Annotated in this window: 20 protein-coding genes; 7 read left to right on the top strand and 13 right to left on the bottom strand. The window is 67.8% G+C overall.

Annotated elements, in window-relative coordinates:
* Positions 1-14: 14 nt before the first annotated feature.
* From WME75_RS10080 to WME75_RS10045, 8 genes are read right to left on the bottom strand one after another with little or no spacing between them, the layout of a single operon-like run.
* Positions 15-1,766: a complex I subunit 5 family protein gene (locus WME75_RS10080; RefSeq protein WP_437489092.1), complete on the bottom strand. Its 1,752-nt coding sequence runs from the start codon at positions 1,764-1,766 to the stop codon at positions 15-17.
* Positions 1,763-3,256, bottom strand: coding sequence for a complex I subunit 5 family protein (locus WME75_RS10075; protein WP_437489089.1), 1,494 nt, complete (start codon positions 3,254-3,256; stop codon positions 1,763-1,765). The genes WME75_RS10080 and WME75_RS10075 overlap by 4 nt, the downstream gene beginning before the upstream one ends.
* Positions 3,253-4,677, bottom strand: coding sequence for a complex I subunit 5 family protein (locus WME75_RS10070; RefSeq protein WP_437489087.1), 1,425 nt, complete (start codon positions 4,675-4,677; stop codon positions 3,253-3,255). Before WME75_RS10070 ends, WME75_RS10075 begins: the two co-directional genes overlap by 4 nt.
* Complete coding sequence (locus WME75_RS10065) at positions 4,674-4,997, bottom strand: cation:proton antiporter subunit C (RefSeq protein WP_437489086.1); 324 nt, start codon at positions 4,995-4,997, stop codon at positions 4,674-4,676. The genes WME75_RS10070 and WME75_RS10065 overlap by 4 nt, the downstream gene beginning before the upstream one ends.
* Positions 4,994-5,950, bottom strand: coding sequence for a hydrogenase subunit MbhD domain-containing protein (locus tag WME75_RS10060; RefSeq protein ID WP_437489083.1), 957 nt, complete (start codon positions 5,948-5,950; stop codon positions 4,994-4,996). Before WME75_RS10060 ends, WME75_RS10065 begins: the two co-directional genes overlap by 4 nt.
* Positions 5,947-6,249, bottom strand: coding sequence for a monovalent cation/H(+) antiporter subunit G (mnhG, locus tag WME75_RS10055; protein ID WP_437489080.1), 303 nt, complete (start codon positions 6,247-6,249; stop codon positions 5,947-5,949). The genes WME75_RS10060 and mnhG overlap by 4 nt, the downstream gene beginning before the upstream one ends.
* Positions 6,246-6,518, bottom strand: coding sequence for a monovalent cation/H+ antiporter complex subunit F (locus tag WME75_RS10050; protein ID WP_437489077.1), 273 nt, complete (start codon positions 6,516-6,518; stop codon positions 6,246-6,248). The genes mnhG and WME75_RS10050 overlap by 4 nt, the downstream gene beginning before the upstream one ends.
* A complete protein-coding gene (locus WME75_RS10045; RefSeq protein WP_437489074.1) occupies positions 6,511-7,287 on the bottom strand; it encodes a Na+/H+ antiporter subunit E in 777 nt (258 codons plus the stop codon). The genes WME75_RS10050 and WME75_RS10045 overlap by 8 nt, the downstream gene beginning before the upstream one ends.
* A gap of 137 nt (positions 7,288-7,424) precedes the next feature.
* Here WME75_RS10045 and WME75_RS10040 point away from each other — a divergent pair, with 137 nt between their 5' ends.
* The gene (locus tag WME75_RS10040; RefSeq protein ID WP_437489071.1) at positions 7,425-7,766 is read left to right on the top strand and encodes a hypothetical protein; all 342 of its coding nucleotides are present in this window, start codon (positions 7,425-7,427) and stop codon (positions 7,764-7,766) included.
* Positions 7,767-7,791: 25 nt separating this feature from the next.
* Here WME75_RS10040 and WME75_RS10035 read toward each other — a convergent pair whose 3' ends face one another.
* The gene (locus WME75_RS10035; protein ID WP_437489068.1) at positions 7,792-8,721 is read right to left on the bottom strand and encodes a LysR family transcriptional regulator; all 930 of its coding nucleotides are present in this window, start codon (positions 8,719-8,721) and stop codon (positions 7,792-7,794) included.
* A 205-nt stretch (positions 8,722-8,926) separates the two neighbouring features.
* Here WME75_RS10035 and WME75_RS10030 point away from each other — a divergent pair, with 205 nt between their 5' ends.
* Positions 8,927-9,532 (top strand): RNA 2'-phosphotransferase, encoded by a 606-nt coding sequence (locus WME75_RS10030; RefSeq protein ID WP_437489066.1) that lies wholly within the window; start codon positions 8,927-8,929, stop codon positions 9,530-9,532.
* A 174-nt stretch (positions 9,533-9,706) separates the two neighbouring features.
* On the opposite strand, the gene WME75_RS10025 is transcribed toward WME75_RS10030, so the two are convergent.
* Positions 9,707-10,483, bottom strand: coding sequence for a GNAT family N-acetyltransferase (locus WME75_RS10025; protein WP_437489063.1), 777 nt, complete (start codon positions 10,481-10,483; stop codon positions 9,707-9,709).
* Between the two features lie 375 nt (positions 10,484-10,858).
* Between WME75_RS10025 and WME75_RS10020 the strand changes: the two genes are divergently transcribed.
* The 4 genes from WME75_RS10020 to WME75_RS10005 all read left to right on the top strand — a co-directional run bounded on the left by WME75_RS10020 (position 10,859) and on the right by WME75_RS10005 (position 14,574).
* Positions 10,859-11,428 carry a hypothetical protein gene (locus tag WME75_RS10020; RefSeq protein ID WP_437489060.1) on the top strand — a complete coding sequence of 190 codons (570 nt, stop codon included), beginning with the start codon at positions 10,859-10,861 and terminating at the stop codon, positions 11,426-11,428.
* A gap of 215 nt (positions 11,429-11,643) precedes the next feature.
* The gene (locus tag WME75_RS10015) at positions 11,644-12,819 is read left to right on the top strand and encodes a 7-cyano-7-deazaguanine synthase (protein ID WP_437489057.1); all 1,176 of its coding nucleotides are present in this window, start codon (positions 11,644-11,646) and stop codon (positions 12,817-12,819) included.
* Positions 12,794-13,996, top strand: a complete 1,203-nt coding sequence (locus WME75_RS10010; protein ID WP_437489055.1) for a helix-turn-helix domain-containing protein — start codon at positions 12,794-12,796, stop codon at positions 13,994-13,996. Before WME75_RS10015 ends, WME75_RS10010 begins: the two co-directional genes overlap by 26 nt.
* Positions 13,997-14,004: 8 nt before the next feature.
* Positions 14,005-14,574, top strand: a complete 570-nt coding sequence (locus WME75_RS10005) for a hypothetical protein (protein ID WP_437489052.1) — start codon at positions 14,005-14,007, stop codon at positions 14,572-14,574.
* A 111-nt stretch (positions 14,575-14,685) separates the two neighbouring features.
* On the opposite strand, the gene WME75_RS10000 is transcribed toward WME75_RS10005, so the two are convergent.
* Entirely contained in the window at positions 14,686-14,874 is a 189-nt protein-coding gene (locus tag WME75_RS10000) for a hypothetical protein (protein WP_437489050.1), read from the bottom strand.
* Between the two features lie 788 nt (positions 14,875-15,662).
* Positions 15,663-17,330, bottom strand: a complete 1,668-nt coding sequence (locus tag WME75_RS09995; protein WP_437489047.1) for an HsdM family class I SAM-dependent methyltransferase — start codon at positions 17,328-17,330, stop codon at positions 15,663-15,665.
* A gap of 170 nt (positions 17,331-17,500) precedes the next feature.
* Here WME75_RS09995 and WME75_RS09990 point away from each other — a divergent pair, with 170 nt between their 5' ends.
* Positions 17,501-18,064 (top strand): hypothetical protein, encoded by a 564-nt coding sequence (locus WME75_RS09990; protein ID WP_437489045.1) that lies wholly within the window; start codon positions 17,501-17,503, stop codon positions 18,062-18,064.
* Between the two features lie 41 nt (positions 18,065-18,105).
* Here the strand turns inward: WME75_RS09990 and WME75_RS09985 are convergent, their stop codons facing one another.
* Complete coding sequence (locus WME75_RS09985) at positions 18,106-20,910, bottom strand: hypothetical protein (RefSeq protein WP_437489043.1); 2,805 nt, start codon at positions 20,908-20,910, stop codon at positions 18,106-18,108.
* Between the last annotated feature and the right edge of the window lie 150 nt (positions 20,911-21,060).

Here is a 21,060-nt window from a genome sequence, read left to right as displayed (position 1 = left end):
ACCGAGCCCCCGCTCTAGAAAAGCTGCGCGGCGATGACGAGGAGCATGAGGAAGAGGAACAACAAACCGATCGCCCCGAACGCCGAGAGGGCCACTTCGGCCCTCTCCGCTCCCAGCAGGAGGCGCTCCGAGGACCGCTCGATGAGAACGACCCGCGCGCGCCATGGCCGGAGCGCCAGGCTGGCCCACGCGTCCCGGGCCGCAAGAAGGACCCGCTGAAGCTTCATCAGGACGGCATCGACAAAGTAGAGCAGATCTCCAGAGGGGAGCTCCGCGCAGACGTGTGGGACTCGGCCTTGCAGCCGCCCGGCAACAGCGGCGATCACGACCCCCACGAGCACCGGCCAGGCCGCCGACCAGAGCTCGGCCGGGGCAACGAAGACCCCGAGATCCGCCGGCGCAACGGGTGGCCTCACGAGCAGGACGAGGTCGAGCAGGATCAGCGACGCCCAGGGGACCCACAGCCCCGCCCCGGGAACGAGGCGCTCCGCCGAGCGAGGGATCGTGCGACGCAGGAAGTGAACCATCAGAAGCGTGCTGGCGACGGCCGCGAAGGAGAGGAACCAGGGCAGTGACGTGGCTCCCCAGGGTGCCTGTGCCACAACATTCTTGAGCGAGATCTTCGCGAGGGCCCCGCTGGAGAGCGGCGCCCCCGCGAGGTCGAGGGCCGGCCACAACAGGCCCAGGGCCACGAGGCGCCCCGGCCAGCCGGAGCCCGTCGCCCTGGCGACGCCGGTGCCGAGGAAGAGCGCTCCCTTCGCCAGCGCGTGGTGCATCGCGTAGAAGACGATCGCCGCGCCCACCGCGGCAGCGGCGCCTGGATTCGAGAGGCCGATGCCGAGCGTGGCCGTCACGAAGCCCATCTGGCTCACGCTGGAGTAGGCCAAGATCGTCTTCGATTCCCGCTGTGTCAGCCCGACCGCGACCCCGAAGAAAGCCGCCGCGACCCCGGCGACAAGGCACACGGATCCGTGGACGGGCAGCGCCACGACGCCGAGGGGCAGGAACCGCAGCCAGCCGAGGACGCCGGCCTTGATCATCGCCCCGCTCAGGACCGCGCTCGCCGGGACCGGCGCCGCCGGATGCGCGAGCGGCAGCCACATGTGCAGGAGAAGCGCTCCAGCCTTGACCCCGAACCCGACGAGGAGCAGGGCGGCCACGAGCTCCCGGCGCGCCGAGGCGGCGACCACGCGAGGGACGTCCTGCAGGCCAACGTTGATGTCGGCGCCGACGATGAGGAGAAACGCCGTCAGGAGCGACATCTCGCCGATGAGGGCCATCACGACGTAGACCCGGCCGGCGCGGCGCGCCGCGTCGGTTCCATCGTGCACGATGAGCCCGTACGCGGCGAAGGTCATGAGCGCGTAGAAGAGATAGAAGCTCGCCACGTCCTGGGCGAGCACGAGCCCGAGGTTCCCGCTCAACGTCGCGAGGAAGAAGACCCAGAAACGAGCGCGACGCGGATCGTCCGCCAGGGAGGCGCGCGCAAAGAGGCTGGACACGAGCCACAGGCACGCCGTGAAGAGCAGAAAGCCCCGCGTCACCGTGCCTTGAGACCCGAAGCGCATCCCGAGGACCGCAGCGCTCCAGTCGAGGGTCGCGCGACCGTGCAGGCCCACGGCGAGGATCAGCGCCGGCAAGGCGGCCCAGGGGGCGAGCGCCACCACGAGGGGCCGCACGGGGCGTATCGGCATCCCCGCCGCGAGGAGCAGGGGGAACGCGAACGCCGCGATCGTCGCCCAGGCAGCGAGGTCGACGAGGGTCACGGCAGGAATTCCCGGGCGGCGATCAACTTCGCCCATGCCAGGGGGCTCAGCGGCGTGGCGGCGAAGACCCCGACCGCGAGGCAGAGCGCCGCCGTGACCAGCGGGGGCAACAGCAGGAACAGCCCCGTCTCCGCGCGGCCCGAGGCCGCCGGCCAGGTCGCCGTCGGCTCCCCGAACCATGCATCGTAGAGGATCGGCAAGAAGTAGGCGGCGTTCAGCAGGCTGCTGACGATCAGGACGCCGAGGACCCACGGCTGGTTCGCCTCGATCGCGCCCACCCCGAGATACCACTTCGTCACGAACCCGGCGAGCGGCGGCACGCCGATCATCCCCAGCGCCGCCAGGGTGAACGCGCCCATCGTCAAGGGCATTCGTCGGCCCACGCCGCGCAGCTCGCTCACCCTGTGGAGCCCGAGCTCCTCGGCCAGGTTCCCGGCGCAGAAGAACAGCGTGATCTTCATCAGCCCCTGATGGACGAGATGAACGATACCCCCGATGGTGGACAGCGTGCCGACCGCCGCCACGCCGAGCGTGATGTAGGAGACCTGACTGACGGTCGAATAGGCCAGCCGCGACTTGAGGTCATCCTGCGCGAGGGCCTTGAGAGAGCCGTAGAGGATCGTCGTCGCGGCGAGGACCGCGAGAGGTCCGGTGACGCCGAGCTCATGAGCGAGGCGGACCCCGTACACGTCGTACACGACGCGCGTGATCCCGAACGCTCCGGCCTTGACGACGGCGACCGCGTGGAGAAGGGCGCTCACCGGGGCAGGAGCGACCATGGCCACGGGCAGCCAGGCATGCAGCGGGAAGAGGGCGGCCTTCACGCCCAGGCCTCCTATCAGGAGCACGAACACGACGATGAGCGTGGACCTGTGTTGCTCCGCGACGAGCTGCGGGAGCGCTCCCCCCTCGGTGAACTCCAGGGATCCCACGAGCGCGTACAGGGACGCCACGCCCGCGAGGAGCAACGCCCCGCCGAAGAACGTGTAGCGAAGGTAGAGATCGCCTGCGCGGAGCGCCTCCCGGGTCCCGCGGTGAACGACGAGCGGGTACGTGGAGAGGGTGAGCATCTCGTAGAAGACGAGGAACGTCAGGAGGTTCCCGGCGAGCGCGACGCCCATCGTCGAGGCGACGCTCAGCGAAAAGAAACCGAAGAAGCGGCTACGGTTCGGCGACCCCTCGAGGTAGCCCACCGCGTACACGGTCGTGACGAGCCACAGGACCGCCGAGAGCGTGACGAAGAGCATGCTGAAAGGGCTGGCGCGAAGGAGCAGGTCCGCGCCGGGGAGGAACGGCAGGCGCGTCTCGTAGCGTTGGCCCTGCCCGACACCCCAGACCAGGATGCCCGTGAGCGCGAGCTTCACGAACGCCGAGGCCAGGTTCAGGGTCGTCCGGGTGGTACGCTGCTCCTCGGCCAGCAGGAAGATGACGATCCCGGGCACGAGAGAGCTCAGGACGACCAGGAGGGGAATGGAGTCGTGAAGGCTCATGACGGCAGGCCCACGCCCAGGAGCTCGAGCGGGCCCCTCGGCGCGACGCCGAGCAGGAGCGCCAGCAGGGCGAGCGCGAGGGCCGCGAGCTCGGCCCCGCGCGGCAGCGGGCGGAGGCGCGCCTCGCGCGGCAGCGGCAGGAACGCGCTGCGCAGGACCCGGAACACGTAGCCGGCGGCGAGCAGCCCGCCTGCCAGGATCACGACGGCCAACCCCCACTGGCCGCGATCGATGGCCGCACGAAGGAGCAGCCACTTCCCGACGAACCCCCCGCTGGGCGGCATACCCATCAGGCTGATGCCCGCGAGCGCCAGGGAGACGAAGGTGACCGGGAGGCGGTGGGCCAGGCCTCGCAGTCCATCGAGCTCGTCGTGGCCGAGCGTGCGATGGATCGCGCCGGCTGCCAGGAACATGGATGCCTTGGCGGCGGCGTGCGAGATCGCGAGGTACACGGCGCCCGCCCAGGCGCTCGGGACGCCGAGCGGAAAGACCATGAAGAGATAGCCGATCTGCGCCACGCTCGAATAGGCGGTGAGCGCCTTCAGTCGTCGCTGCCTCAACGAGAGGAGCGAACCCCAGAGGACGCCCGCGGCGCCGAGCATCCCGAGGACCTGTCCGGCCCGGGGCGCAGCCTCCGCTGGAACGACCTCAAGCCAGATCCTCAAGAGGACGTAGAACGAGCCCTTTCCGACGAGCCCGGCGAGGAACGCGCTGACGGTCGACCCCGCGCTCACGTAGGCCGGTGGGAGCCACGCGTGAAGCGGGAAGAGCGCGGTCTTGAGGCATAGCCCGACCATCATCAGCGCGAGCGCGGTCCACGTCGTCCGGTCCGGGGCGAGTCGCGCGCCGAGGGCGGTCAGGTCGAGCGTGCCGTACATCCCGTAAAGGATCGCGACGCCGAGCAGGTAAACGAGCGAGCCCGGGAGCGCGAACAGGAGGTAACGTAACCCCGCCTGGAGGGCCTCGCGGTCGCCGCGGATGGTGATGAGCCCGACCGCCGCCAGCGTCGTCAGCTCGAGCGTGACATACAGGTTGAAGAGGTCGGCCGACACAACGAGGGCGTTGAGGGCCGCCCACGCGGAGAGCCAGAGTGAAAAGAACCCACCTCCCGGGCGAGGGCTGGCCCGCGGATCCCGGATGGCCTGCGCGCAGGTCAGAGCGCCGACGACGCCGACGGCGAGCAGCATCACCGCCGCCAGGCCGTCGGCACGCAGGTCGATGCCGAGCGACGCGCCCCAGCCGCCTGCAGCGTGGCGAAGCGTCCCGCTCGTGCTGACGGCCCCTGCGACCGCGCAGACGGGGCCCAGGGTTCCCAGGATCGCAGCGCCGGCTATCCATCGCTCGCCGCGCGGACCCGAGAGCAAGCACAGCACAGCGCCGATCAGGGGGACGAGGATCGCCCAGGGGAGCGCGGCGCTCATGGCGCATCCGTTTCTCTCTCGATGGAGCCGGAGGGCCGTGTGTCGTCCGCCGCGCCGCCGAGGCGCCTCGCCAGGGCCAGCGCCAGGGCCGTCGCGCTCACGGACACAACGATCCCGGTCAGGACGAGCGCGTGGGGCACGGGATCGGGGATGCCGCCGGAGGCCCGCCGCGCCAGCGCCACGAGGAACAGGAACACGCCGCTCCCGACGAGGTTGGCGGCGATGACCTTCCTGACGAGGTCTTCGGAGGAGAAGAGCCCGTACAGCGCCACGGCCAGCACGACGACGCCCGAGAGGGCATAGAGGGTCCACTGGCTCACGCCCTGTCCTCCTCGTGGGCCCGCACCCCCGCTCGATCCGGGCGCCTCGTCGGCGGGAAGAACATCGCGAGGACCATGGCGATCGAGATCGTCAGGGCCGATTCGATGCAAAGAATCAGCGCCCCGGCCCATTCGGGCGGGTACTCCAGCACATGCCGACCGGCGAAGAGCGGCGCCCCGGCGGCCGCGAGGAAGACGGCCGGGCCGACGAGCAAGGCGGCGCGCACGACGGTCGAGGACATGCGGAGTGGTGGACCGGTCCCCGCGAGCAGCAGGAGGATCGCCCCCCCGCCGAGGATCGCCCCCGCCTGAAACGCCCCGCCAGGCGCGCGCGCACCGCTCCAGAGCAGGTAGCCGGCGACAAGGACGATGCCCGGGATGAGCATGCGGAGCAGCACGGGGAGCAAGGGCCCTGCCCGGGTCACGTCGCCGAGCGCGTCCTCCGGCCGAAGCTGCGACTGCACCCCGATCGCCGCCGTGAGCAGGACGATGATCTCCAGGAGCGTGTCATAACCACGGAAGCTGAGGAGGACCGCGGTGACGGGATAGGACACCCCGGTCGGCGCGAGGTGGGCGAGCACTTCGTCGCTCAGGCCGCGGCTCGGGTCTGGCAAGGAGAACACGACCGCACCGAGGAGGAGGGCGAGCCCGGCGAGCAGCAGCGAGAGCGAGGCGCGCTGGTACCGGGGAGGCGGCGGTGGAGCCCGCCGCGCCGGGTCGAGCCACCCGAGCGCGCTCATGAGCAGGGCGCCTGTGAGGCCCGTGCCGACCGCCGCTTCGACGAGGGCGACGTCCGGGGCGCCGAGGCGAGCCCAGCCCACCGCGGAGAGGAGGCCGAAGGCGATGAAGAGCACCACGGCCTCCGGCGGGTCATCGGTCACAAGGACGCGCCACGCAAGGACGGGGAGGGCGCACGCGAGGACTCCGTCCATCGCCCAGTCGACCCCGCTCATGGTCTCCTCCAGGGTCGGAGTCCGCCACGCAACGCGGCCCGCGCGATCATTGGACAGGAGATGCCGCTGGAGAGCAGCACGAGCGCCCAGATGATCCCGAGCTTGAGCGCCACCGAGAGCTCGCCGGCCTCCAGCGCGAGGCCCGCCGCGATGAAGCCCAGGCCGAGGTTGTCCGCTTTCGTCAGCGCGTGCAGCCTCGTGTAGACATCCGGAAACCGCAGGAGCCCCACGGTCCCCGCGAAGAAGAAGAACGCGCCCACCACGAAGAGCGCACCGGAAGCGACCTCCACGCTCCTCACGAGTCGCCCCCTGTCCACCGCCCGAAGGCGTGATTGACGAACGCCACGACCGTGATCGGCGCGAGGAGGGCGAAGATCAGGGCCACGTTTCGCAGCGCCGACATCCCCTGATCCGCGGCGCCGAGCAGGAGCACGGTCACGCCGGTCGTGCCGAAGAGCTGCGCGACAAGGATGCGATCGGCGAGCGTGGGGCCCCGTGCGATCCTCACGAGGCCAGCGAGGACGTTCAGCAAGAGAAAGACGGCGACGCCGGTCCTCACGTCATGCACTGGGACACTCCAGGCGCTCGCCCAGCGCGCGGGCGATGTGCTCTTCCAGCGCTCGCAGCTGCCGGACAAGCTCATCGCCGCTGTCGACAAGGACATGAATATCGAGATGATCGCCCGCGATATCCACGCTCAACGTCCCGGGCATCACGTTCATCGCTCCGATGAAGAGGTGCCGGGCCGGACCCGCGGGCAGGCGAGGCACAACCCGGATGATCACCGGCGAGATGGGGAGCCGCGGCGCGAGCGCGCGGTGGGCGACATCGAGGCCGCCACGAAGCGAGCCGGTGAGGAAGAACCCCATGAACCGCAGCAGGCCGAGCGGGCTCCACCGAGGCCCGCGGGGCGACGGCAAACACACGCTCGTGAAGAGGGCGAGAAGAACCACTGGCACGCCAAAGGCAAGCCCGGCTCGATCCCCCTCGGTCAGCGCCCACCATCCACCGATGAGAACCAACGTTCGGACGGAGACGGATCGCCAGCCCCCTTGTGCGAGCCGCTCCCGGACTTCATGAATGATTCTGGTCTTCGTGGGCCCCTCCTCCTCCACGCTGTCGTCGCCGAGCGGTACGTCTTCGCGGAAGCTAGGGGTGGAGCCCGTGACGTCAACGGGTTTGGCGGTTCCACGGCAGGTTTGACGGAAGAGGAGGAGGTTGGACGGCGGACACGGGACGACGCCCGCCTCCAGAGAGAGCGACGCGCCATCCAGAGAGCGTGACGCGGTATCTCCAGGCGGCGCGGCGCGGCGCCGCCCTCCGGCCGGTCGAGCCATCGCCCTGCCCGCTCGTCCGCCGTCAGACGCGCTCACGGCCGAGCTCATCATCGCCTGTCCGGATCCTCGCTTGACCCTCTGGCACGTAGATTGCGATTCCTCGCGAGAATCAACGTACGAGCACGGGAGGGACGATCATGTCGGCCAGTTCATCGAAGATGACCATCGATCACGACGAGATCCGCCAGTGGGCCGAATCGCGCGGAGGCCGCCCGGCGACGGTGAAGAGCACCGAGAAGGACGGGGAGCCTGGCATCCTCCGTATCGATTTCCCCGGCTACAGCGGGGAGGGCTCCCTCGAGGAGATCTCGTGGGAGGACTTCTTCGCCAAGTTCGAGGAGTCGAACCTCGCCTTCGTGTACCAGGAGGAGACGGCGGACGGGGAGCCGAGCAACTTCTCCAAGCTGGTGAGGCGCCCGGACGAGATGGGCGGCAAGAAGGCGAAGCAGGGCAAGTCGAAGTCCAGGAAGGCGGCCTGAGCCCCGGAGGTCGGGTACAGAACGCTCAGCGCCGGCGCGCCGGCGTGCTCGACGTCCTGCCGAGCGCGCCGAGCGCGTGTTTGCGCTGCCACGCCGACCCGTGCGCGAGCAGCGCATCACGGAGCTCCGCCGGCGCGCCCTGGAGCTCGACCCCGCGCCGGCGGACGACATAGAAGACCTTGCGCGGCAGCTCGGGCAACGGGCGCGCGACGAGGCCGCGCGGGAGGCGGCAGCAGGCATTGACCACGGCGATGCCGACGCCGAGCCGGACGAAGTGGAGCATCAGCTCCCAGCCGTTCGCCTCGACCGCCGGCTCCCAGCGGACGCCCGCCGAGAGCAGCGCCTGCGCGAGCAATGCCCGGTGAGGCCGCGAGGGCCCGGGGACGACGAGCCGCGCCCCCTCGAGATCGCGCAGCAGGACGCGGCGCTTCCGGGCGAGCGGGTGCGCCCCTGGGACGACAAGGACCAGCTCGACCTCGGTGAGGCGGTCGGCGGCGAGCCCGTCCGGCGCGCCCTCGAGCGGCGCGACGCCGAGGTGCGCCTCGCCCGTCACGACGGCGTCGAGCGTGGCCTCGCGGTCGCGCGTGAGCAGGCGGAGCGGGGCGACGGCGCGCCCGGTGAAGGCGCGGATCCCCTCGCCGAGCAGGTACAGATACGAGCCCTCGCCGGCGCAGAGCACCACCGGCTCCCGGCTCTCGCCGTCGCGAAGGACGCCGAGGAACGAGCGCGTCCGCTCGCCCACCTCGCGCCCGAAGGCGGCGACGCGCTTGCCGTCGGCCGTGAGCTCCAGCCGCTGCCCGCGCCGCTGGTAGAGCGTGACGCCGAGCGCCTCGCCGAGCTTGCCGATCTGGGCGTGGAGCGCCGGCTGCGAGAGGTGGAGCGCCCGCGCCGCGCGGGTGAAGTTGAGGTGCTCGGTGAAGACCACGAAGGCGCCGAGCCAGTCGAGGTTGAGCATGCCGGGACGCTATCGCGAAACGCGATAGCGCATCCAGAAATACTGCTTCCGGAGGATAGCGGGGAGTCTATTCTTCCTTCCGTCCGATGTTCCGATTCCTGGACCGATCAGGATCTCTCCCGGAGCCCGCCCGCGCGGGTCGAGCGGCTCGCGCGCAGTGCGCGGGTCGCGGCTCCGGCCGCACTGCAAAGGATGGAGCTTGACGATGGGCCGCGATCGATTGACCGACACGAGCAAGAAGCTCTCCTGGCTGCTCCGCCACGGGGCGCCCTCGCTGGGCGTCGCCATGGACGAGGCGGGCTGGGTGGCCGTGGACGACGCGCTGAGGGCGCTCGGGATAGGGCGCTCGCAGCTCGACGAGGCGGTGGAGAACAACACGAAGAACCGCCTGGAGATCCGGGGCGACCGGGTGCGCGCCTCGCAAGGGCACTCGCGCGAGGGGATGCCGGTGACGCTCGCCGGCCTGGAGGCGTCATGGGAGGAGGTCCACGGCGACGCGTCGATCTGGCACGGCACAAGCGTGGACGCGGTCCGGAGCATCGCGCGCGAGGGGATCCGACCGGCGGCGCGCACGCACGTCCACTGCACTGACGCGCCGGAAAGCACGGTGGGCAAGCGCGCGAACGTCGCCGTGATGCTCGAGATCAGCCCCGCGCGGCTGAGGGCGCGCGGGGTGCGCGTGTTCCGGAGCCAGAATGGGGTGATCCTGGCGAGGGAGGTGCCGGTGGGGTGCCTCGTGGGGCTGATGCCGATCGTGGCGCGGGCGAAGCGGGAAGCGGAGGCGCTGCGGGCGCTGATCTCCGGGGGGTGAGGGCGGCGCTGGGCGGAGAGGGGGAGAGTGCGAAGCGCTCTGCGAGCCTGTGCTTGTGTACTGATGGCTCATGCGAGGTCAGCCCTGGGCCGATCCTCCGACATGGCTCGGCGCTCCGCACATCCCGCAGCGCTCCGCCGATGCTTCGAACAGCCATGCCTCGCTGCCCGCCGCCTACCGCTCGTAAATGTACGGGACGGTCGTGCCGAGTCGGACAAACCCGAGCCGCGACAGGATCGGCTGACTGTCGGGCCGAGCATCGACCTGGAGGTAACGATAACCGCGCTCGGCCGCGAGACGGGTCCTGTACGCGACAAGCGCCCTGTAAACGCCGCGGCCACGCCACGCAGGCGCGGTCCCGCCGCCCCAGAGGCTGGCGAATTGCGTCCCTCGGTGGAATTCGACCCTGCCAGCGCAGATGGGGACGTCGCCGGCCATCGCGACGACGGCGGCCATCGCCTCGGGCTCCTCTGCCAGCTGGGTCACAAGCCTGCGCTCCAGCGAAGAGTGATCCGTACCGAAGGCGGCCTCGTGCGCCCGGACGACCAGGCGCACGCCCTCGGCATCGGTCACGGGGAGCAGCCGCACGCCTTCGGGCAACACGACCTCGGTGGGGAGCTCGGCGGTATCGGCGACGAGCAGCGCCTCCTCCGGCTCCGGATGGAAACCGGCAGCGGCCAGCCGCTGCCCCAGGTCTGCCGGCCGATCGTGGGTGTAAAGCTTCCACTCGAAGGCACGCCCGAGCGGTGCGAAGCGTGCGAGCTGCTCGGCGATCGCGAGGTCCACGGTCGACTCGTCGAGGTCGGACCAGACGATGGTCGCCCAGCTCCCGTCCGAGCCATCCGCCCGTACGGCGTGGCGGGCGAAGCCGGATCGTCCAGTCGCCAGCTCACCCGAGCACCCCTGTCTGATCTGCTGATCAAACAGCGCAAGTACGGAGTCGTGGTCCATGGGGGCACTCCATCACCGAACCCTCTCCTTCGCAACAGATCGCGGCCTCCTCCAGGAAACGATGGCAGTCGAGGCCTCGAGCCACCCACCTACGACCCCGCGGCGAGCTCGGCGCCCGTGGGGGGCGGCGGCGCGCTGGGAACGGGTGCGGGTTCGCGGCGGCGCGCTCGCCGGGGTCGAGGAGCGCGGCACGGGGTGCGGGGTCGAGGGCGGCGGCGGGCGAGGCGTCGAGCCAGAGCGGGGTGGCGCGGTGCGGACTCTTCATGGCGCGGCGGATGCGGAGCGCGCTCGGGGGGGGCGGCGACAATGTCAAACCGAGAGCGTCTCCACGAAAATCAGACTTGACTTTGTCAACGCCAGACGTATGCTCAGTGTGTGGACGGCGATGTCTTCGGCCGGGTGAGTAAAATTGGTCGCGACGCGGGTGAAGCGGCGTTGCGTGCGCTCGACGGCTGCGGGTGGGACCCGTATCCGGCTGAACGCTGCCTCGATATCTTAGTCGCCGCTGCGGACGGTGTGCCCTCCCTACCGCTCGTACTCCGCGAGGTTCGGAACATCAGCGCCTCTCCTCTGTTCGCCCGGATGCTCGGTGAGCATTCCAGCCAACGCATCGTAGCGGCTGTCGCCGACGTCAAGGGCGGAGTTCTTGACCTGATTCTAAAGAACGAGATCCAGAAATGTGTACTTCGCGGCGTGTTTGACGAACGGGTCATACTAACCCGTTTTTGCGAGCAACTACTCGACCGAGCCATCATCAGCGGCCGAGATGGCTTTCGCGAGCAGCACGGCAGCGAGCGCGTGCGTGAGGTTCAGAAGCTGCTCCGGCCAATCGCTGCCTCCGCAGCGGAAGTCATGCAGAGCAGGCCTGACGCGAAGCGCCTCGGACTCGCTCGTCGACACCCTCGAATCACGCCTGAAACCGATCTCTTGGGAGGCTTCCAATGAGGAACCCAGAGTACAGCTACCATGTTGACGCTGCCGGCCGTATCCGCACTCTCGCCGGGGATGGCTCTTGGCGATCGGCCGGCGCCGTTATGCTGGACGGTGTTCAGAGAACCGCGACATGGTTCGGTCCCTTCGGAGGCCGGGAACGGGATCTGCTCCGCGTCGCCGCTGCACTGCTAGACGCGGATCGACTATCACCTCGCCGACCGCCGGAAATGCGCGGTATCGCACGCGATCTCGCCTGGCAACGTGAGATCCGCGTCCAGATCGCCGTGGAGGATCCGGCACGATGGTGTTTGGCGGTTGAGACATTGCAAAGACTGCTGTCGTTTATGACCGATGATACTTGGGAGCTCTCTTTCGAAGGAGCGCTGCCGGCGGCAAAGCAGCAGGTGCTCTTTCCAGCTGACGGAGAACCTCCGACGGAAGTGGCGCTCTTCAGTGGCGGCCTCGACTCCGTGGCGGGGTTGTATGCGCGAAGCATCGCGAACAACGGAACCTATGTCGCAGTATCTGCGTGCGGAAACGAAGTGCGCGGCAAAGCGCAGGCCGATGGGCTCGCATGTCTTCGCGAACTTGGAGTAAAATTAAGATGGGTTAAACTCGTCCACCAACTTCGCGGAACTCATCGAACCCGGAGAGAAATGGAGGTATCACAACGGAGCCGCGGCTTGCTTTTCCTTGCGATGGGTGCCGCCTGTGCGTCGAGCCTCGGACTAGGGACGGTCAATGTCTACGAGACGGGAGTCGGATGCATCAACCTGCCGACCTCATCGGCTCAAGTCGCGAGCCAAGGGACGCGTGCTATGCATCCATTCACGCTTGCATCGGCAAGCAAGCTCTTCTCCCTCGTGCTCGACCGTAGCGTGCGGGTCGTTGCGCCGTTCTTCTTTCATACGAAGGGTACACTCTGTCGCGAAACCGGTGCAGCCTTGCCTCAGCTGGCGAGAGTAGCGATGTCCTGCGATGAGGGCGAAGGTCACAAGCCTGACGCGATGGCTCACTGCGGACTATGTACGTCCTGCATCTTCCGTCGTGTCGCACTGTTCGCGGCGGGTTTAGCCAACGACCCAACGTCCTATCGTGATATTCCAACTCGTCGCCATGGGCTCTACGAGATCCGTGCATTTCAGTATCATGCTGATCAGCTTGCGAAATGTCTGATCTTCGGCGACCTCGTCGAACTAGACCCCGATGCCAGATTCGCTGCGTGTCCACCGACGGAAGACAGTTTGACAACCAACGAGGCACAGTGCAGAGTTCTCGCCATGTACGCAACGTACCATCAAGAGCTATCCGAGTTCTTGGCCCGCGCGTGCCCCGTAATTCAACCGCGACTGAAGCGCCCTCGAAAGGAGAAAGAAAGTGATCTCTTCGCAGCAACTGGGTGAGCGGCTTACCGATGCCCGGAAGCGGGCGAAGTTGACGCAGGCGCAGGTCGCAGAGCGCCTCGGCTTAGCGCGCACTACGCTGGTGGCTATCGAGAAAGGTGAGCGGCGCCCTTCGAATACCGAGCTCATGAGGCTGAGCGAGATGCTCGCGGTTTCCGTCCACGACCTGCTGCGCGAGGGGTATGTTCGGACCGAGCTATCGCCGCGTTTCCGAGTAAGCTCAGTTGATCGGAATGCGGCCATGATAGTCGAATCCGTCGAGCGGCTTAGATTCTTCGGGTCTCGTTATGTCGAGCTCGAACGGCTGCATGAACTGCGTCGTACTCGAGCTCCGCTCGAAACGCTTCAGACGTACCGTGTTGACGCTGCCGGAGGGTTCGGGCTCGACCCTCGACTTGAGGGAGAAGACGCTGCGCGGGCCGTGCGGGGGATGCTGGGATTAGGGGATGATGCAGCGATGGCGCTCGACGACCGCTTCGAGGTCGAGGCAGGACTTCGTATCTTCTATCTCGATCGTCTTCCTCCCAAGCTCTCCGCATTTCTCATCTGGAGCGACGACATCGGCGCATGCGTTGCAATCAATCGTGCGCATCCCATCGAGCGCCAGCGATGGTCGCTCGTGCATGAAGTTGGTCACTTCCTGCGGGACCGTGAAGCGGGAGATGTGTTAGAAGAGGACGATCCGCTCAAGCAGCCTGACGAGATCTTCCCGGAGGCCTTCGCTAGGGAATTCCTGCTGCCCGCGACTGGCGTTCAAAAACGCTTTGCGGAACGCTGCCGTGCAGGTAAGTTTACGCCGGTCGACTTAAGCGACATGGCGCAGGCATTCGGCGTCTCCTTCCAGGCCATGGCGTTGAGGCTCGAAGAGTTGCGTCTCCTGCCGCGAGGAAGCTACGAGAGGATTCTACAGAGCCGGCTGCGCCCCCGAGAACTGCGAGATCGTTCCGGAGCGGTCAAAGTTCAGGCTTCGAGAGAGCTGGGCTTGCCAAAACGCTATGTCGATCTCGCGGTGGCCGCTTACGACCAGGAGCTTCTCAGCGAGAGCGAGTTTGCCGAGTTCCTCGCCACGGACCTGGTCACAGCGCGTGCGATTTACCAGGACAGGGGGCGTATTCGGCTTGAGGACGGTACGCAGCTGCCGGTGGACTTTTCTGGCGCCGATCTTCGTACGGCTTGAGGACGGCGATGGACAAGAAGCGGGTCGTCATCGATGCATGCTGCACGCTTAACCTGCTCGCCACCGCGCGGGAGCTAGAGATCGTTGAGTCACTTGGATTGCTCTTACTCGAGACGCCTCAGGTCAGCCGCGAGCCGCTGTTCCTCACGACGGCGCCCGACGAGGACGGCGTGCGGCGTAAGGAGCCAGCGTCCACCGGTGCCCTCCGCTCAGCGGGTTGCCTGGAAACTCATGCGCTGGACACGGAAGCGCTCGTCGATGCTTTCGTGACCTGCGCCCTTCGCATCAAGGATACGGACGCCTCATGCATCGCGCTCGCGGGCGTCATGAAGGTCCCGCTTGTCACGGACGATCGCAAAGAGCGAAACGTCGCGGCCGACATTTTCCCGGGTATCGAGCTCATATCAACGCTCGATCTCGTACACGATGCGGCGTCTTCGTTACAGTGGAGCGCGGGCGAGTTGGTGGAGGTCTCCTCCAATCTTCGGTGGCGTGGGAACTTCGAGCCGCCGAAGCGAGACCCACGCCGGGATTGGTATGTGGCGCTGCTCGAACGGGCCCGTATCGCACCACCCTGAGCTGGATCATCGCCTCGCTTCGAAAACGGACCTTCTCCGAACTCGTCGAGCTTAACGTTGGAATCCCATTACTACTCAAACGGCTGTACGCGCAGCCGTCTCCTGCGATGGTCAGTCTCGCTCCACCGAGCCCGGGCGTCCATGGCGATCGATCCTGTCCCGTAGCCAAGCCCGGAGCGCCGCCGCCTCCTCCTCGATCTCCCACCCGTCCGCCTTGATCGCGTCGAGGCGCGCCGCCGGCTGGACGTAGACCGCTAGGTCGGTCGCGTCCTCGGCCAGGTAGACCGCGTGCTTGAGCATAACCGCGAGAATTGAGGGACCTCCGCGCACGGAGATGGAGGGACGCGCAGCGTCCAGCGGGTAGCTCGTGCGTCAGAAGGGGATGCCGGCGTCATCGGGCTCTGCGAGCGCGCGGTGGCGGCTCGACGGGCTCGCCACCCACCGACGACCCCGCGGCGAGCTCGGCGCCCGTGGTGGCGGCGGCGCGCTGGGAACGGGTGCGGGTTCGCGGCGGCGCGCTCGCCGGGGTCGAGGAGCGCGGCACGGGGCACGGGGTCGAGGGCGGCGGCGGGCGAGGCGTCGAGCCGGAGCGGGGTGGCGCGGTGCGTGTTGGCGCTCGCTGCAAACCGCGGAATTCCGGACAGCCCGAGCGCTGGGTGAGTCGTTCGTCACCCCCAGGGTTACCAAGATCGTTTCGGGCGTGGTGGTGGCGACGAGCTGATCGGCTGAGGAGACGGGAAGGTCACCGGCTGCGAAGGACTGGACCGCTGGCTCTTCGGCTCCCGGGCCATGCCGCACGATGTAGAAGCGCTCGAACTGCTCGTCGCGACCGGCCGGATCGTTGCGGTTGGTGAACAGCCGAAAGGACTCGTGCGCGTTCAGAAACGTAGATTTTCTGGTGCTAGCTCCTCCGGGGAGATCCGGCTTCGTACCTCGGAGGCCCCGATACCGTAGCTCCGTCGCAAGCGCCTGAGCTACGTACTCCGAGAGCTGCTCCGAGAATCGCTTTTTGGCTGCTTGAGAAGCGGACGCTCCGGGCTTCGATCCAAGTTTACGGAGAGCTGTCACAAGGAGATTGTTGGCGCGGCTCATCGCGGCGTCTTCCCCGCGCGGGACGACCGCCTGGCCGCCATCATGTTGCGCGCCTCGGACAGCGCCATGACGTCTTCACGACTCTGCTTCAGGCCACCAACGAGGAGCGCCTCGTCGACAGACCGAACCACCTCCGCGAGCTGGCTGTTCCGGAGCAGTTTGGAGAGCTGTGGGCGCAGGCTGCGCAGAGCAGGTCCGACAATCTCGAGTATCTCCGGCGAGGGCATCGGGAGTACGTCGGCCTCCTTCGGTTCGATCTTCAGGATCCCGCCGCCGTAGGAGCGCCCGACCAACTCGGCTCCAAGCATGGTCAGACTGTTCAGCATGGCGATCGGAAGGAGATCCGCTCCCAATCCGCGGTCGCCGCGACTCAGCGTGACACCGTGAATCGAGTTCAGGTGCGCGACCTTGGCCTTGTTGTGTACGAGCCTCGGAACATCGTGGTTCATGTAGGTGAGGAACAAGTCCGCTACCCGCACCGTCGGCACGCGCCACCAGGGCGACCGCACGGCGCACTTATACGCCTTGTGGACACCTTGGCTCTCGCCGAGCTCGATGTACCGCTTCGCTGCCTTGGATGGCTTGTTCTTGTCCGGATAGAACAGGTAGACGCGGCTTCCTTCCCTGGCCATCTCGTCAAAAGTTCGATCGGAGAACGCCAGGCCGCGAAGATGACGTGATCCAGGCGGCGAGATGCGCACGGTTTCGTTCTCGCGCAGCCCGAGCTCGGCTACCTGGGTCGCCGTGAGCGCAAAAAACTGGTTGTTGCCAGTCACCATACCGAGGTCTGTATCGCCCCAATGCCTGAGTGTCTTGAAGCCAACCCCGGAGGCTAACTCTGAATAAATGCCCGCCGCGCCCGATGGAAGCAGGGCCTCTGTCCATTTGTCATCTGCGTCAATCGGTGTCCAGGGACGCGGCGAGGCGCCGGACGGTCCTTGTATGCCGTCGAGCCCTTCGAGATCGCGCACCTGGTGCAGGTCGAATCGTGATGTCGGGCCTTCGCCCTCGGCCAGCAACAGCACAACCTCTTCCAGGACGTCGGGAAACACGCGTTCTTCAAACATCACGAGCTTGACCGCCTTGAACCTGTCCAGCAGGAAGCGGCGGACCGGAGCTGCGTAGTTCACCGAAAGGAGCGATGCTGGTAGCACCAGAGCGAGTCGACCGCCTCTGCGCAGGAAGCTGGCCGCATGAACCACGAACGCGGCCCATGCGTTGGCGAGCCCGCTCAGGCGTACGCCTTGCGCCAGCGCCGCGCGCTGGGCCTTTGCTCTGTCCTTCCCCGAGAAGGACTGGTATCGGATGTAAGGTGGGTTGCCGAGGACGACATCGAACCGCCGCTCTGGCGCCTCATCAAAGAAGTCTGCGACCCGCAGGTCCGCTCTTAACTCCTCATCGCGAAGAAGCTGCTTCGCCGCTTCGATTGATGGTTCGTGAACATCGAGCCCAACGAGCGTTGTCCGTCCGCCACGTGCCACCAGCTGCCGGCCAGCAGCCAGGAGAAGCGATGCCTCCCCACACGATGGCTCCAGGATACGGTCCTTCGGCGTCCGCACTGCCCAATTCGCAAGAAAAGTGGCCAACTCAGAGGGCGTGAAGAAGGCACCTCGCGCTTTTCGCGCGTGGCCATTGTCGAAGACGAGGGAGAGCTGCGTGCCCATGTCCGCGGATCCTATCAGCATTCCCGGCGCCATGCTGTACGGAGGCAAGGTCTCGCGTGCAGGCGAGATGCATCTACAAGGCGCCGGCCCGGCCCAGAGGAGCACCGGACGCCTGCTTTTCGTCCAGTCTCCGCGCGAGCCCCGCGCGTCTCTGTGGTACCCTCCCGCCCATGGGTACCGCGAACGCCTCCGCCCCTCGACGGCGCTCTGCCCTGCGCCGCGCCCCCGGAGCTGCCCTCCTGCTCGCCGCCTGCGGCCCCGCCCCTACCCTGGGCGACCCGCGCGCGCCGGAGCCGCCGCCCCCCGCCGAGACGGTCTACATCGTCATCCACGATCCGCCCCCGGCGGCAGCCGTGGCCGTCGACGGCTGGGTGCCGGACGAGCCCCGCGGCGAGAGCCCGTTCGAGCGGACGCGCACCTGGATCGGCGATTACGACTGCCCGCAGGGCACGACCGGAATGACGTTCCGGATCCTCCAGGTCAAAGACGACCGGATCAAGGCCGTGTTCGACTTCCATCATGCCGAATCCGGCACATCGGGAAAGTACCTCATGATCGGCCGCTACGACCCCGAGACGCGGACCGCGGCGTTCTCGCCCGGCGCCTGGCTCGAGCGCCCTCCCAACTACGTCACCGTGAGCATGAAGGGCGACCTCGCGCTCGACGGCTCGCTCTTCGCCGGGCGCATCGAGCACCCGGAGTGCGGCGCCTTCCGGCTCCGGCCCGCAGGGTAGCGCAGGCGCGCCGCGCTCCGCGCGCGACGCGCCTCGGGCCGTCAGGGCGTGCTCGACGGGTCTGCCGGGTCGCTGCCCTCGTCCGCCTCGTCGCCGTCGCGGAAGCCGTCGCCGTCGCGATCGAGGCCGATGCGCTCGCCGGAGCCCGGCGGGGCGCACGTATAGGTCAGCTCGCCGCGCTTGCGCGAAGCCCGATGCCGCAGCGCGGCCCCGCCGATCGGCGGGTCGCAGAGCCGGTTGCCGACGAACAGGCCTGAGCCGACGTAGAGGAAGCCCTCCACTTCATCGCCGTGCAGACCCTTCACCACGAGATCGCACTCGCCCGCGTCGGCCCGCGCGCGCAGGAGCTCGATCCGCGGCCCCGCCACAGCTGCGTTGTGCTTTGTGAGCGTCACCTGCTGTCCCACGATCGGCGCCAGATTGCTGTCGAACGCGAGCAGGAACTGCTCCAGCTCGCGCTTCATCACGTCGCCCTCCGGCCCCGGCGGGAACCCGCCCGGCGTGAGCGGAGACTGGTTGAACCCCATGTCGGGGGTCGCCGAGCTCACGAAGCGGAAGAGCGTGGGCACGCCGCCTTCATTGTTGAAGCCGAAGCCGCGGACCTGATCGCCCATGAAATCGTCGCTGCCAGGGAAGAGCTCGTTGTCCGCCATCCCGAACATGCCGACCTTCTGGTACAGATTGCGGAAATGCGGCGACTTGAAGGCCTCCGTCTCCAGGTCGAAGGTATACCGGCCATCCCCGCCGAAGAAGCCGGGCGCAGCGACGCCGAGCTCCTCGTTCGCGTGGGGGTCGAGCACGTGGCAGGAGACGCAGGTCCCCTCCTCGCTGAAGTCGGACACGTTGTTGAAGAAGAAATCGCGCCCGGCCTGCTGCACCGGGGTGAGCGAGTTCTCCAGCGCCCGGATCGGGTTGGGCGGGTAAGTGACCTGCAGGATGAAGTCGGCGAACGCCTGCATGTCGGCGTCCGGGATGAACTCGCTCCTCCCCAGGAGGTCCGGGAACGCAGCCTGGAACTTCTTGAACGCCGCCACCTCGTCGAACGTCCCGCTGTCCGGGTGCGCGCTCGGCTCCTCGGCGCCCGCGGTGCGATCGCCGCGCCAGTGCATGGGCCCGTGGTTCGCCATCCCGCGGAGGCTCTGCGTCGTCATCGGCCCTTTCATCGGGTGGTGGGTGTCGGGGATCCCGAAGTCCAGCGGGTGTGACTCGAACGGCCCGGGGATGTCGACGACCACCTCGTCCGGGTTCCCGAGATCCCAGGCCAGGCTGTCGAAATCGCCGTAGACGTGGCAGCTCGCGCACGACGAGTCCCCGTGGCTGGACGAGGACGACGCGTCGTAAAGGAACCGGCGACCGGCGACCACGCTCGGCGGCTCGGGGTGATGCATGGGCACGTGCGCGACCTCGGACCTCGTCACCGTGCTGATGACCGAGATCGCGTTATCGAAGCGCGTGATCGTATAAAGACGCCGCTTGGCCTCGTCGAGCAGGAGCCCGGTCGGGCCGCCGCCGGGCACCTGGATCTGGCTGGCGGTGCTCGGCGTGAAGGTGTTGCTCTCGAGGGCGGCGGTGCTGAAGACCCCGATCTTGGACGATCCGATCGTCGCCACGTACAGCGTGCTGCCGTCGCTCGTCACGGCCATCTGCTGCGGCAGGGCGAGGCTCTTCTGGTTCTCGGCGTTCGGGATCGGCGCGCAGCACGCCTCGTAGTCGATGTGCTTGTTGAGGTGCCTCGGCGTGACGCTGCCGGCCGGGCCGAGGACGGTGATCCGGCTCTCGTGCAGGTGACCTCGGACGGTCTGGCCGGCGAAGATCCCCGGCCCCTCGAAGCGCTTCTCGTTCCCCGCCTCGGTGTTCGATACGTACACCTTCCCGCTCACCGGGTTGACCGCCATGTTGTAGAGGATGGTGCCGACGCCGGTGTAGACCCCCGCGGCGCCGGGCAGCTGCGCGGGTGGGTTCGCGTTCGCGTTGATCACGAACACGTCCTTGTCGGGCAGCGAGAGCCGGACCAGGTCGTCGAAGGGCCGGTTCAGCTCGTCGACCCAGTGGGCGCCGTTCCACTTGACGATGAGCCCTGTCTCCGGGTGCGGAATGCCCTCGACGTTGGTCGCCGGCCCGGGCACGCCCCCCGCCGCCTCCCCGCCGTTCGGGATCAGGCCCTCGTGGATCGCGGTTGTGCGGTTCCCCGAGTGGAAGGCCGCCGCGTAGACCTTGCTGCCGTCCGGGGTCACCGCCAGCGCCCGCGGGGTGTCGCTGAACAGCGTGATGATCGTGAGCGGCGTGCCCGTGAGCGTCGCGCCGAGGTTGCCGGCGTTGAAGACCCAGACGTCCGCCCGGCCCACGCCTGGGGTGGTGAGCTGGGGGTCGAACGGCACGTTCTGGCCCCGGTGGGCCGCCGTGATGAAGGCGCGGTCCTTCCCGGGACCGGCGAAGACGATGTCGCGCGGCTCGTCGCCCACGAGCAGCGTCCGCACGACCCGGCCGGCATGCGCGCCCTGCGTGAGCTCCACGACGCTCACGCTGTCGGACAGATGGTTGACGACCCAGACCTCGGTATCGCTGCGCGCCGCCACGGCCACCGGCTCGAGGCCGACGGGGATGGAGGCGCGATGCTCGATACCATGGTTCTTGACGCGATACACTTCGAGATGATTGTCAGGGGTGTTGACGGCGAAGAGCAGCTTTCCGTCAGGCGAGAGCGCGAGCGGGCGCACGTGGCCGCTCTCGAACAGCGTATAAGGCGACGCCGCCTGGGCCGATCTGCCGGCAGCGAGGCACGCGAGCAGGGTGGAAGCCGTTGCGAGACGGGAGAGGAGTTTGCGTAGAACGGATGGCGAGGCCATGAGCCACCTCCGGGAATGAGGGTTTCCTCGGGATGATTAAGATAAAAATAAAATGAAAGGTGGGAAGGATCGAGGCTATTCACGGTCCACACGAATTGCAATATCGCGCCGCGGCCGCGCCAACAATCGCCAGGTTCAGCACACCTGCGC

Origin of the sequence: Sorangium sp. So ce1014 (assembly GCF_051521505.1) — a bacterium.
Lineage (GTDB): Bacteria > Myxococcota_A > Polyangia > Polyangiales > Polyangiaceae > Sorangium.
This window is presented reverse-complemented; position numbering and strand designations above follow the sequence as displayed.

What these genes read in the sequence shown, in the direction of transcription:
- WME75_RS09990 (WP_437489045.1), top strand. Translation starts at nt 17,501, where the DNA reads ATGGGTACCGCGAACGCCTCCGCCCCTCGACGGCGCTCTGCCCTGCGC.
- WME75_RS10025 (WP_437489063.1), bottom strand. Translation starts at nt 10,483, where the DNA reads ATGGACCACGACTCCGTACTTGCGCTGTTTGATCAGCAGATCAGACAG.
- WME75_RS10075 (WP_437489089.1), bottom strand. Translation starts at nt 3,256, where the DNA reads ATGAGCCTTCACGACTCCATTCCCCTCCTGGTCGTCCTGAGCTCTCTC.
- WME75_RS10030 (WP_437489066.1), top strand. Translation starts at nt 8,927, where the DNA reads ATGGGCCGCGATCGATTGACCGACACGAGCAAGAAGCTCTCCTGGCTG.
- WME75_RS10015 (WP_437489057.1), top strand. Translation starts at nt 11,644, where the DNA reads ATGCGCGGTATCGCACGCGATCTCGCCTGGCAACGTGAGATCCGCGTC.
- WME75_RS09995 (WP_437489047.1), bottom strand. Translation starts at nt 17,330, where the DNA reads ATGGGCACGCAGCTCTCCCTCGTCTTCGACAATGGCCACGCGCGAAAA.
- WME75_RS10000 (WP_437489050.1), bottom strand. Translation starts at nt 14,874, where the DNA reads ATGCTCAAGCACGCGGTCTACCTGGCCGAGGACGCGACCGACCTAGCG.
- WME75_RS10040 (WP_437489071.1), top strand. Translation starts at nt 7,425, where the DNA reads ATGTCGGCCAGTTCATCGAAGATGACCATCGATCACGACGAGATCCGC.
- WME75_RS10005 (WP_437489052.1), top strand. Translation starts at nt 14,005, where the DNA reads ATGGACAAGAAGCGGGTCGTCATCGATGCATGCTGCACGCTTAACCTG.
- WME75_RS10070 (WP_437489087.1), bottom strand. Translation starts at nt 4,677, where the DNA reads ATGAGCGCCGCGCTCCCCTGGGCGATCCTCGTCCCCCTGATCGGCGCT.
- WME75_RS10035 (WP_437489068.1), bottom strand. Translation starts at nt 8,721, where the DNA reads ATGCTCAACCTCGACTGGCTCGGCGCCTTCGTGGTCTTCACCGAGCAC.
- WME75_RS10045 (WP_437489074.1), bottom strand. Translation starts at nt 7,287, where the DNA reads ATGGCTCGACCGGCCGGAGGGCGGCGCCGCGCCGCGCCGCCTGGAGAT.
- WME75_RS09985 (WP_437489043.1), bottom strand. Translation starts at nt 20,910, where the DNA reads ATGGCCTCGCCATCCGTTCTACGCAAACTCCTCTCCCGTCTCGCAACG.
- WME75_RS10060 (WP_437489083.1), bottom strand. Translation starts at nt 5,950, where the DNA reads ATGAGCGGGGTCGACTGGGCGATGGACGGAGTCCTCGCGTGCGCCCTC.